Source organism: Phormidium sp. CCY1219 (assembly GCF_035615515.1).
Taxonomy (GTDB): Bacteria; Cyanobacteriota; Cyanobacteriia; order Cyanobacteriales; family Laspinemataceae; genus CCY1219.
Genome location: NZ_JAJENT010000680.1, coordinates 1 through 11,029, shown reverse-complemented (window position 1 = coordinate 11,029; position 11,029 = coordinate 1). Strand labels below are relative to the sequence as shown.

Here is an 11,029-nt window from a genome sequence, read left to right as displayed (position 1 = left end):
CTAAAGCCGCAAGTTCGTTTTTCCTCCCCCGGCTAAAGCACGGGGGTTTCCAAACGTATCGGAGGTTATCATCATGAAAAAAAACAAACCCTTAATTTGGTTGCGTCGTTCTGGAATGCTCCTCGCCGGTGCTGTTTTAACCCTGTCGGCGGGTTGGGGGTGGTCTCCCGTCGCATTGTCGGAAGAAGTCAGCCACAATCGCATCGCCAGAATGATGCTGAACCTGCAAGAATCCGAAGACCGCTGGATTCAAATCGACCTCACCCAGCAAAAGTTAATGGCTTGGGAAGGAAATGATGTGGTTTACGCCGTCACCGTTTCCACCGGCAAAACGGAAACCCCCACCCCCACCGGCACCTTCGCCATTCAAACCAAGCACGAAGAAACCCGCATGCAAGGGGATGATTACGACGTTCCCGATGTTCCGTTTACCATGTACTATTATGGCGGTTATGCCATTCATGGCGCGTACTGGCATAATAACTTCGGCACCCCCGTCAGCCACGGTTGCACCAATGTCGCCGTCAATCACGCCGAATGGCTGTTTAACTGGGCCGATGTGGGCACCCCAGTGGTGGTGCATTATTAAGCGATCGCGTCTCAGGTAGACACTCGCGAGAGAATGTAAGCACCGCCATGCCCACCCAACAACCACCGTAGCAGTGCGTTACCCCTGCCACCTCCTGTATCAAAACCTCGGTTAGCCCCCCGGTTATGCAATTTGACCGCTTGTAGAGATGGGATTTATCCTGTCTTTACAAGCGGTCTGTACGTTCGAGGCGATCGCTTCGCAGGGGGGTCGAGTTCACCGGCGGTTTGCCAGCCCAATTCCGTCTGATGCAGGGCTTCCCAGGATGAGCGCGATCGCCCCCCTGCCATTTAACTGCGCCGATAGCGCATTCCGGGTAACTGCTCGACATATCCCAATAACTCTAACTGCAACAGGGCACTAGACACCGTGGCGGCATCCATTGCGGCAGCTTCCACGATCGCGTCAAAGGGAGCATCCTCAGTGGCGATCGCTTTCCAAACCCGCTGCAGTTGCGGTTCCAACTCCGGCATCGATGCCGCAGGTGAGGCACTGGGTTCCGAGGTTTCCGAGGCGGGGGTTTTCTGGAACAAAGAGAGCTGCTGAGGGTGGTCGAGTTTTGGCATTCCCCCCAGCATAGCCACCAACTCTTCTTCATTGACAATCATCTCCGCGCCGTTTTTCAACAATCGCAAACAACCTTGAAAGGTGTAATCCTCCAATCGCCCCGGCAATGCAAACACATCCCGCCCGAATTCGTTGGCCACCCGGGCGGTAATCAGCGCGCCAGAGCGCTGCGGTGCCTCCATCACCAGCACCGCACGACTCAAACCGGCAATAATGCGATTGCGCTGAGCAAAGTGTTCCGGTCTGGTTCGCGTGCCGGAGGGATGCTCGCTCAAAACCAGGCCGTGGCTGACAATTTTTTGGAACAAAGTGCGGTTAGCAACCGGATATATTTTATCTAAATGGGTGCCGAATACCGCAATCGTGCGACAGGCGGATTCTATACAACCAATATGCGCTTCGCTATCGATGCCGGCAGCCATGCCCGAGACTACCGTAAACCCGCACTTAGCGAGAACGGCGCTCATCCGGCGCGTCCAGCGCTTGCCATACTCCGAGGGGTGACGAGTGCCGACGATGCCCACTAGCGGACGAATGCCGAGATTTTCCTCGCGATCGATTTGTCCTCGGTAATACAGCAGGGGCGGTGGGTCGGGAATTTCTAAGAGCAAGCGGGGATAGTCTGGATCGGCGGGCGTCCAGAATTGTGGGTTTTTTTGCAGGTGTTGGCGATAGCGGGTTTCGGGGTTGAGGCGCGATCGCTCTGCGGTGATTTTTGCCCCCAGTTGTCGTCCAAATCCCTGCACCTGGGCCAGTTGCATCGCTGACGCAGACCACGCCACAGCCAAAGAACCAAAATGCTGCTGTAACCGCTGGAGCAAAATCGATCCGACGCCGGGAATTTGCGCCCAAGCTACCCAGAATATCCGTTCCTCTTCCATCCCGCGATCGCCTTACCTTGCATGATTATTTTGACTGTCTCGACTGCGAATTAGACAAGCGCCGGAAAAACAGCCATTGTTTTTGCGGGTGAAAAACCGCGATCGTCCGGATATTGCCCACCAGTTCCTCGATCCGTTCTCCCACAATTTCCAGCCATTTTTCTTCCCGACTCAAGCGGGCAAAAATCTCTTCATTCGGACAATCCAGCGTCAGCATCAGATTGCCCGGACGTCCCGAAATATCGGCCAAACATCCCTGCAATAACTTTTGCGTCCCCGGATCTAATCCCTGCCAAAATCGTTTGGTTAACGCTTGCATTAACGCTTCATTCATCCATTGGTCTTCAATCGCGATATCGGGATTTTCTCGATCGTAATATCTTCTGATTCGCATGGGTATTTTACCTGTGTTATTCTGCTTTGGACTCCCCTCGCGGCAGTGGGGCCATATCTTCGTCCCCCGCACCGGAGAAAACCGCCGAGGGCGATCGCCTCCTCATCAGGATCCACCGTTGGCAATCGGTGTCTATAGTTACAGGATAAACCCTACGTTAAAAAAAAGCTTAAAAAAACGAGAAATTTCTCATTTTATGCATAGGGCGATCGCCCCCACCGCGTGGGATCCCTTGCCCCGGTAGGGGGTTTGCCCCTGCGAGGGCGATCGCTGCTGGCGCTTCTCCCGAAGGCGCGGGGGAAACCCAATGGAAAATTAAAAATTGCCAGATTTCTCAATTCTCAATTGTCAATTGTCAATTCCCCAATCCCCGCGCACGATATAGGCGATCGGCAATTTGAGCAATGGCCGTCCGAAGCGCCACATCGGAATAAAACCCATCATCGATCGCGCTCAAGATGTAGGTTTTCCCCCGCACTTCCATCGCCAAAGTCGTACCGATAACCAAAGAATTTTGCCCGGTTTTTTCCCCTAACCATTTCGCTTTTGAATTCTCCAACGCCGCAAATCCCAATTCGCGATCGCGCTGATATTTCAGCAGAGAAATCAGCACATTATCTCCCGGATGTTCCCGGTTGTAAATCTTCACCATCATTCCCGTCAGTTCGTCACTGCTTAACGCATTGACATCCGTTCCCGGGTTCTCCGGCACGATACTGTCCCCGGTGAACTTTCCCCGAATCCTTGTCACCCCATACCCGGATTCTTCCAACACCTCATTGATATAATCCCACCCCAAATAATCTATCAGTTGGTTCGGCGCAATATTGCTACTGTGAACCAGCATTTCTGCTAAAATCTTCCACAGGGGATAAGTAATTTCCACTTCCATCTCCGAACCATCCTCGGTGAAATTCCCCGCCTCCACATAAATCGGCGTTTCCAGACTAATATTCTCCACCACCACTTTGTGCATCAATGCCACCGCGATCGGAATTTTTGCCAAACTCGCCGGACTTTCTGGCAATTCATCCCCGCGCAAGTGCCAGCAATTGCGCTCTAGGTCACATACAGCAATTTTAGCCCGTTCGGATAACCCACTGGTTTCTGCAATCTCCCGTAACGCTTTCGACTCAGAAAATTTCAGCGGGGGAGAAGCAGGAACTGCCTTTTCCATGCGCTCCAGTTTTGGCGGTTCGGACTCTTCACTCAATAAAATCGGCTCAACGAACAGTAACAATAAAAATAACAGCGGAAAAGACACGCCCATCCCCACCAACATGCCAGCCAACTGAATCCCTAGAGGGCTTTGAGGATACCATTGAGACGGCGCTTTTCCTTTTTTACTGAAACCAAAATTCGGATTGCACATAAAAACAGCTAGAGAGACAAATAAAGCCGCAACCTTGCCAGACGCACAGACTGAGAGTCAGCCTCTGCGATCGAGGGGTTTGCGTTTTCAAACCCCCCGGGAAAGCGGGGCGATAATTCACTCTATAATCTCTAGCCAAACCCAGGGAAATGTCAAGATAGTTTGGGAAATAAGGCAGTTATTTTTTAGTGGGTTTTTTCTGCGGAAACAAGTAGGCGATCGCCCCCGCGCCCGAGAGCATCACCAAACTCACCAAAAACAACGCGATAAATACCTGTTGCATGATCGGCACCAGCTAAACCTTCCTAACACAACCAACCTACCAGTTATACCGTCACCACGGCATCCCTGGTAGGCGAAGACACGAGAGCGAAATAGCTACAAACTCCAGCTTTCGCTTTTCTACCCCTTCCGGTTCGATCGCAAAAACTCGAATCGGCGACTCACCTCCCCGCCATTTTCCGGGGAAGTGAGTCGCGCGGTTCTACTCAGGGCGGGGGTTAGGCGCTCACCGGACCGCGACTTTCCATCGGTTCAGAGAGTACCTCGTCGTAGAGTTCGCTCAATTGCGCCGCGACGCCATGCCAGCTAAACAGGCTCTCCACGCGGGTTCGCGCGGCTGTTGCCAGCTCCACTTGCCACGACGGTTGCGACAGAATGCGGTCGATCGCCACCGCAAAAGCCGCGTCATCTTGCGGGGGACAGAGCAAGCCGGTTTTTTCCGACACCACCGTAAACTGCAAACCTCCCACATCCGACGCCACCACCGGGGTACCGCTTGCCATTGCTTCGATCGCCACCAACCCAAAGGGTTCGTAATGGCTGGGAACCACGCACAGATTAGCAGCAGCGTAGTAGTTGGGTAGCTCCTGATGGCTGACTCGTCCCGGAAACTCCGTCAAGTCGCGGATCCCGACTTCATCCACGATCTCCTCAATGCGATCGCGTTCGAGACCATCGCTCTTGCCCGGGCGAGACCCCCCCGCAATAATCAGCTTCAAGTTCGCCTCACCGCGCAGGGTCGAGCGACTCATGGCTCGCACCAGGGTTTCGATGCCTTTGCGGCGATCGAATCGGCCTACATACAAGACCACAAGACTATCCTCGGAAATTCCCAATTGCGCTCTGGCTTCGGCCCGCGATACGGATCCAAAACGCTCGATATCCGTGCCGCAGGGAATAATCTCGATATTACCTTTTTTCGACACCAGCGATCGCATGTGTTCTTTTTCCTGCGGACTGGTGGCCACAATTCGCTCCGCCGTTTCTAAGCACGCTTTTTCAATCCCGAGGCGCGTGTTGGCAATTAACGGAATCGTGGAAACGGAATTGTACTTCACCGCCCCGAGAGAGTGGTACGTATGAATCTGCTTGATGGGTTGCACTTTCTTCAATTCCATTCCCACTGCCGCAGACAGCCAGTAGTTGGTATGAACTAATTGATATTCTATCCCTTCTGCTTGTTGAAATTTCAACAGAGATTTCACAAACTCAGGCAGGTTGTCGTAAATTTTCTGCCGGGGGATAAACTTTTCCGGGCCGGCAACTAAGCGAATCGTGCGACAATTCGGATGATGTTCTACCACACTCGCCTGGGTTGCGCTGGACTTGCGGGTAAACATATCCACTTGCCACCCTTGTTTGGCCAGGGCTTCCCCCACTTGCCGGACGTAAACGTTTTGACCTCCCGCCTCTTCTTTTCCAATTTCAACTGCAGGATCGCCGTGAACGGATATTAATGCAATTCGCTTTGTATCTTTCATGGGTTTATGTTACCATTCAATCGAAAACAGCTAGAACCAAATCGCTTAAGTTTCTCTAAAAACCCGGGCAATTGGGTACAACGTTTCAGGCCGTTGTTTTCAAAGGTCTGCCGATGTATCTTGCTTCACCCCTGGGAAAACTGCGGTAATTTTTTCCGGCTTTTCCGGGGTTTCTCAAGCGGCAACTTCCCCTAGCTGCAATGTTGAAGAAATCGCGATCGCATCTGCCGGATTTTTTGCCAGACAGTGCGGTAGAGGAAAACCCGTTACCGAATTCAACTCTAGCGCTTCTTCTGAATCGTTTCGGAGGGTTGGAAAACCATGCCCTCTCTCGAAACATCTTTAGATTATCAAATCCCTCTCGGCTTTTTATGACAAACAGATGACAATCCCTTGTCGGTTTTGTCAGGATTCTTTAACAAATACCTCGAACCGCTTACGGAGCCTGGAATTGCGAGAAAAAATAGCTCGACAAACGGGGGTGTTTTCTCTGGTGAAGTCCCACCGATACAGTACGGTTTTCTGCCCTACTCGGTGGGCGCGGGGGTCTCGGGAGTTGTCAGGTTAGAAATGATTAAACCCGGCGTTAAGTCTGGGTTATGAACGGCGCGATCGCTGTAGTTCCTTATCCCCTAAATTCCCTCTGCAGCAGGCAGAAAAAACTTAAACGTACTCCCCACCCCAACCTGACTTTCCACATAAATTTCTCCCCCTTGTAGTTCGATTAAGCGGCGACAAATCGCCAACCCAATACCGGTTCCGCGAGAATGTTCCGCCCGGGATTGAGCCGATCGCCAAAACCGCTCGAATACATGGGGCAAATCTTCCGCTGCAATCCCGAACCCGGTATCCACCACCGCCACCCAAACCCGATCCGCTTCCCGCCACCCCCGCAGCGAAATCGAGCCGCTTTCCGTATAGCGAATCGCATTTCCCAGCAGATTGACTAACACTTGTTCGAGGCGATCGATATCGGCAACAACCGCAGGCAAATCTCGGGGACAGTCTAACTGCAACTGCGTCTTTTCTTCCAGTAATTGCTCGGAAAACTTTTCTGCGAGTAATGCTAACAGGGGATAAAGCGGCACTGGGTTTAAATTCACAGGTAAATATCCCGCTTCTGCTTTAGAAAGCAGTTGTAAATCTTTCACCAACCGCTCTAAGCGGCGGGTTTCTGTAATCAGTTGATAATAGATAGCGGCTGAAGGTTCGATGCTGCGATCGGCCAATTTTTCTAAATAGCCGCGAATCACTGTCAGCGGCGTTCGCAATTCGTGGGTAAGATCCCCGATGATTTCCCGACGTCGTTGTTCCACTCCTTCTAAATGCATCGCCATCCGATTAAAACTCGTCCCCAAATCGTGAAGTTCGGGAATTTCACTGGGCGGTACCCTTTGCGACAAATGACCGGCGGCAAATTGATGGGTGATGTCTTCGAGTTGCGTTAGGGGTTGAGTAATCCGATTGGCGACCCAATAACTCAATCCAACGGCGGCTAAGGTACTGACGATCGCCGCGCATAAGGTACTGCGATTCCAGGCAATTTCAAACACCCGAATCAGTTCTTCCCGCGCCGCGATCGCATCTACTCCAATTCCCTCTAACTGAGCCAGTTCTAACTCGAAAAACTGCGGCGAAAACGTTTTGCCAATGATGAAATAAGTGGCCACTCCCACTAAAGTTGCCAAAAAATGGGAGAAAAACAATCGGGAGGATAGGGACAGCGAATGGGGGATGAGATGATTTAAACCGAGCATATTATTTGAAAATTTTAACAGTTCGGAGCCGACTAATCGGATTTAGGGAATATAGACCCGCTTGTAGAAACGCGATTCCGAAGCGTTTCCCACCAGAAACCCACTCGTTTGTAGAGTTACTGATGATTTATGATTCCATCGCATCGTCAAACTTATATCCCACCCCGATCGCCGTTTTAATAAACCTCGGTTGACGCGGATCCGGTTCGATTTTTTTCCGCAGTCGAGCCACATGAGTATCCACCACCCGCTCATCGCCAAAAAAGTCATCGCCCCACAGATGTTCTATCAATCGAGCGCGATCGCAGACGCGACCCGGATTTTTCACAAACAGGGTTAATAATTTAAACTCCGAACTGGTTAACTCGAGTTGTTGGGATTTATCCCCATGCAGATTACGAGTGGCAATATGCCGCTCTAAATCTACAGTAAAATGTTCGGTACAGTAAATCTGTTGCGGGTGTCCGCCGTGACGCAGACTGCGCCGCAACAACGCACGCACCCGGGCAACTAATTCCCTCGGACTAAACGGTTTGACGCAATAATCATCCGCTCCCGTAGATAAACCGACGATGCGATCGATTTCCTCCCCGCGAGCGGTCAGCATTAAAATATAGGGATCTTTTAAATTCGTTTGTTGTCGGATCCGGGCACAAACTTCCAATCCGTCTAACCCGGGAAGTCTCAAATCCAGGATAATTAAATCCGGTTGCCGTTCCCGAAATAATTCTAGGGCACTTAAGCCATCGTAACAGGTACGACAGGCAAATCCTTCACTTTCTAAAGACTCTTGGATTAGCTCGGCAATCGTGCGTTCGTCTTCAACAATTAAAATCTCCATTATGGCATCGTTTTGTCCGACAAAGTTGGAAAATTTACCCTCAATCCAGGCGATGGGGAAGGGGAAATTATCCCCTTCCCATTCCCCGCAATTAAGCCTGAGCCTTCTTCTGTTTCTTGAGGTATTCAAACACGCTCTTATCCCCGATATCGTCGGGAATCGCTTGGAAGGCTTTTCGCAATCCAAAGACTAAAAATAACACCGCCCAGATTGCCAGTAAAATTTTTTCCCCGTAAGGAGACAAAAAGCCGAACAAATGGCCTAAAATTAACAAGGGGACTACGGGGGTGAGCAATTTGGTTTCCAGGCGATTAAAGCAGAATGCTTCTTTAAAGTAAATGCCGGTGAGGGCGGCGAAGGTAAATCCGATACCGAACAAGGCGGCGGGCCGATCGTACAAGGTTACGGCGAGGGGCGTGCTGTAGTTGAGCGCAAACCACAACGCCGCCGCGCTACCTACCAGCCAAAATAGCTGTAGCAGGCGGTGTAGCGCCCCGAGATAGATGTGAATGGTGAGCAAGCTCACCCCGAGGGCGATGCAAAAACAGGCATAGAGCGCGCTCGAGGCATTTAAAACCATCGGGGAGGTGCCTTGCCACAGAACCAATGTGGTGCCAATCGCAAAGCTGAGTGCCGCCACCATCAACCCACTGCGGTAGATGATGACCTCTCGGCGATCGCGATCGGTAATGGTAAATTCCCCAAACTGTCCTTGGTAAACCGGGGTTTCAACAGAGTTGGCCTGAGTCATAATGGATGGCTAACGATTGACGACAAAAAACATTTGCTAAGCTAAACTTTATTATGAACGGTTCCAGAGATTTGACAAATGGCTAAATCCAAAAAATCCTCCAAAAATAATCCGCCTCCCGAGAGTATTATAGAAATAGATGAGGGGGTGTTTGGGACGCGGCTATCCGAGCGCTCAGACTGGCCCGAGCGTGGGGAGATGTCCACAAGCAACGGGGTAACTTTGGTGCCCAACAGTTTCGGCGGGATAGACATCATGCTCTCCGATGAAGATGACGACTTCCCCGGGATAAGGATCCTGCTCACAGAGGAAGATGACGACGACGAAAATGTCTCGGGAAATTTTGACTTAACTCCCTTTTGCGAGCCAGAGGAATTTGAGGAAAATATTGCGAATATTTTAGGCACCCAGGACATTGAGGTCAACGAACGGAATTTAAAAACTTATTCTAATTATCTGAAAAAAACAATGACCAAGCCCTGCTATCTCAGGGGAATTGAGGAGTTTGAGTGGGAAAAGTATTACCTCTCCGGTTCGGGGAGCGAGAAAGAATATGCCAAAAAGCAAAAAACCAATCCTTCTTATGAAGATACGTTTAAGTGGGTGAAATTCGCCGATGAAATTGATGAGGAACAGGGACTTTTTGTCATCGTGGAGCGCACGAGCGATCGCCGCAAGTTTACCATGCCGTTATCCAATTTAGAGGCGGTGGATGAGTCCTCGAGCAATTCCCGGTTATTCGGCACTTATTACCTGTGGTTGGTTTATTATTAAATTTTTCCACCACCGAGGAGATGGCATGCTTATTGCCATCTAACCTCTACCGTTGCGCCCACTTCAAGCTGTAGTTGACTTCTGGCGCTGCCCCCATTCACGGCAATTTCTACCCACCCGTGAGAACCCACCAGGGCGATCGCCCCTCCTTGGGTGGCATCACTGTAGGTTGTGCCCCCGGGAATCTTGGTTCCCGCCGCCACCACAGACCACCGCTGTTCTCGGACCGCAGTTCCGGGAATGTTGGTGGCGAGATTGCCAAAGCGATCGACATACTGAATGCAGCCCCGGGCACCCTCGGAAGTCGGTTCCCACTGGGGAAAATCCAGTTTGACCAAGATTCTCGGATCGATGGGATTGCCCAGCTTGGCTAAGGGCACACCCCTAGCAATGTGGGCACCGACGGGAGCGAAAATATCTCGACCGTGAAAGGTGGTGCTGGGGGTGGAGGTGCGCCAATATTGGGGGTTGGTGAGTTCCACCGCCGCCGCGATCGCCGTTTCCTCGGTTAAAACGGCAGTTAACAACCCGTTATCCGGTGCCACGAACACCGCATTTGCCAATTGCACCGCGATCGCCCGACGCTGACTGCCCACCCCCGGATCCACCACCGCCACATGCACGGTACCCTCCGGGAAATAGGGAACCGCATTCATCAAACAAAACCGACCCGCCACCACATCCTGGGGCGGAATATCGTGGGTCAGATCCACCACCGTGACTTGGGGATTGATTTGAGCGATCGCCCCCTTCATCACCCCCACATAAACGTCCCTATAGCCAAAATCCGTTAATAGCGTCAGTATTCCTCCGTCGTGCATCCTGCCCCCGTTGAATTGAGAATTGAGCATCACAGCTACGTTTCAACGCGCCCGCCTCGGTGAGTTTTCTCCGCGAACCTCCACCGGGCTAGGGTGAGGGGCTTGTGGCTGAAACCCGCAGCCCCCGGATTTATGGAGATTTTATAAAGTTTTGGTCAAATTTGATACCATTTTCAGTTACAGATGCTATTTTAAAAGTAGGCCATCTTACACTAACACAGAGTAGAAAAATGTCCAAGCTGAACAAAATCAATCAAGATACAGTTAAAAGAGCGGCAGCCGCTCATCGCGAAGCCATCCAAAAGCACTTGCAGCGACGGATGGAAGTGGCGAGACAACAAGGGGATGAGAACCTATTGCGGATGCTAGAAGCCGAAGCCAACTACTTCAGCTAGAGAAGTCCGGGTGAGAGAAAAGTGAACACCAGCCATAGAGAGTCAGTGACTCCGTAGAAACCAACCCCATGTCTAAAGCCAGGGGCTTGTACTTCTAACCACCTGACCAGCCTAAACCGAACGG

The 11,029-nt window shown here is 51.4% G+C and carries 11 protein-coding genes; 3 read left to right on the top strand and 8 right to left on the bottom strand.

All coding sequences use genetic code 11. The features are described from left to right. The first annotated feature begins 73 nt into the window (after nt 1-73). On the top strand, nt 74-589 hold the full coding sequence (locus tag LKK83_RS19905) for a L,D-transpeptidase (RefSeq protein WP_324633051.1): 516 nt from the start codon (nt 74-76) through the stop codon (nt 587-589). A gap of 290 nt (nt 590-879) precedes the next feature. On the opposite strand, the gene dprA is transcribed toward LKK83_RS19905, so the two are convergent. The 7 genes from dprA to LKK83_RS19870 form a co-directional block, all read right to left on the bottom strand. Beyond that, nucleotides 880-2,037, bottom strand: a complete 1,158-nt coding sequence (gene dprA, locus LKK83_RS19900) for a DNA-processing protein DprA (RefSeq protein WP_324633050.1) — start codon at nt 2,035-2,037, stop codon at nt 880-882. Nucleotides 2,038-2,062: 25 nt separating this feature from the next. Beyond that, on the bottom strand, nt 2,063-2,431 hold the full coding sequence (locus LKK83_RS19895; protein ID WP_324633049.1) for a hypothetical protein: 369 nt from the start codon (nt 2,429-2,431) through the stop codon (nt 2,063-2,065). Nucleotides 2,432-2,786: 355 nt separating this feature from the next. Beyond that, complete coding sequence (locus tag LKK83_RS19890; protein ID WP_324633048.1) at nt 2,787-3,695, bottom strand: serine hydrolase; 909 nt, start codon at nt 3,693-3,695, stop codon at nt 2,787-2,789. A 608-nt stretch (nt 3,696-4,303) separates the two neighbouring features. Beyond that, on the bottom strand, nt 4,304-5,566 hold the full coding sequence (locus tag LKK83_RS19885) for a glycosyltransferase family 4 protein (RefSeq protein ID WP_324633047.1): 1,263 nt from the start codon (nt 5,564-5,566) through the stop codon (nt 4,304-4,306). Between the two features lie 632 nt (nt 5,567-6,198). Beyond that, a complete protein-coding gene (locus LKK83_RS19880; protein WP_324633046.1) occupies nt 6,199-7,254 on the bottom strand; it encodes a sensor histidine kinase in 1,056 nt (351 codons plus the stop codon). Between the two features lie 196 nt (nt 7,255-7,450). Further along, complete coding sequence (locus LKK83_RS19875) at nt 7,451-8,164, bottom strand: response regulator transcription factor (RefSeq protein WP_324633045.1); 714 nt, start codon at nt 8,162-8,164, stop codon at nt 7,451-7,453. A gap of 91 nt (nt 8,165-8,255) precedes the next feature. Continuing rightward, nucleotides 8,256-8,915: a DUF2301 domain-containing membrane protein gene (locus tag LKK83_RS19870; protein WP_324633044.1), complete on the bottom strand. Its 660-nt coding sequence runs from the start codon at nt 8,913-8,915 to the stop codon at nt 8,256-8,258. Between the two features lie 78 nt (nt 8,916-8,993). Between LKK83_RS19870 and LKK83_RS19865 the strand changes: the two genes are divergently transcribed. Beyond that, the gene (locus LKK83_RS19865) at nt 8,994-9,689 is read left to right on the top strand and encodes a hypothetical protein (RefSeq protein ID WP_324633043.1); all 696 of its coding nucleotides are present in this window, start codon (nt 8,994-8,996) and stop codon (nt 9,687-9,689) included. A 29-nt stretch (nt 9,690-9,718) separates the two neighbouring features. Here LKK83_RS19865 and LKK83_RS19860 read toward each other — a convergent pair whose 3' ends face one another. After that, a complete protein-coding gene (locus LKK83_RS19860) occupies nt 9,719-10,510 on the bottom strand; it encodes an SAM hydrolase/SAM-dependent halogenase family protein (protein ID WP_324633052.1) in 792 nt (263 codons plus the stop codon). A 239-nt stretch (nt 10,511-10,749) separates the two neighbouring features. Between LKK83_RS19860 and pirA the strand changes: the two genes are divergently transcribed. After that, entirely contained in the window at nt 10,750-10,905 is a 156-nt protein-coding gene (gene pirA, locus LKK83_RS19855; RefSeq protein WP_442957345.1) for an arginine synthesis PII-interacting regulator PirA, read from the top strand. Nucleotides 10,906-11,029 lie beyond the last annotated feature (124 nt).

What these genes read in the sequence shown, in the direction of transcription:
- LKK83_RS19895 (WP_324633049.1), bottom strand. Translation starts at nt 2,431, where the DNA reads ATGCGAATCAGAAGATATTACGATCGAGAAAATCCCGATATCGCGATT.
- LKK83_RS19860 (WP_324633052.1), bottom strand. Translation starts at nt 10,510, where the DNA reads ATGCACGACGGAGGAATACTGACGCTATTAACGGATTTTGGCTATAGG.
- LKK83_RS19885 (WP_324633047.1), bottom strand. Translation starts at nt 5,566, where the DNA reads ATGAAAGATACAAAGCGAATTGCATTAATATCCGTTCACGGCGATCCT.
- dprA (WP_324633050.1), bottom strand. Translation starts at nt 2,037, where the DNA reads ATGGAAGAGGAACGGATATTCTGGGTAGCTTGGGCGCAAATTCCCGGC.
- LKK83_RS19905 (WP_324633051.1), top strand. Translation starts at nt 74, where the DNA reads ATGAAAAAAAACAAACCCTTAATTTGGTTGCGTCGTTCTGGAATGCTC.
- LKK83_RS19870 (WP_324633044.1), bottom strand. Translation starts at nt 8,915, where the DNA reads ATGACTCAGGCCAACTCTGTTGAAACCCCGGTTTACCAAGGACAGTTT.
- LKK83_RS19875 (WP_324633045.1), bottom strand. Translation starts at nt 8,164, where the DNA reads ATGGAGATTTTAATTGTTGAAGACGAACGCACGATTGCCGAGCTAATC.
- LKK83_RS19865 (WP_324633043.1), top strand. Translation starts at nt 8,994, where the DNA reads ATGGCTAAATCCAAAAAATCCTCCAAAAATAATCCGCCTCCCGAGAGT.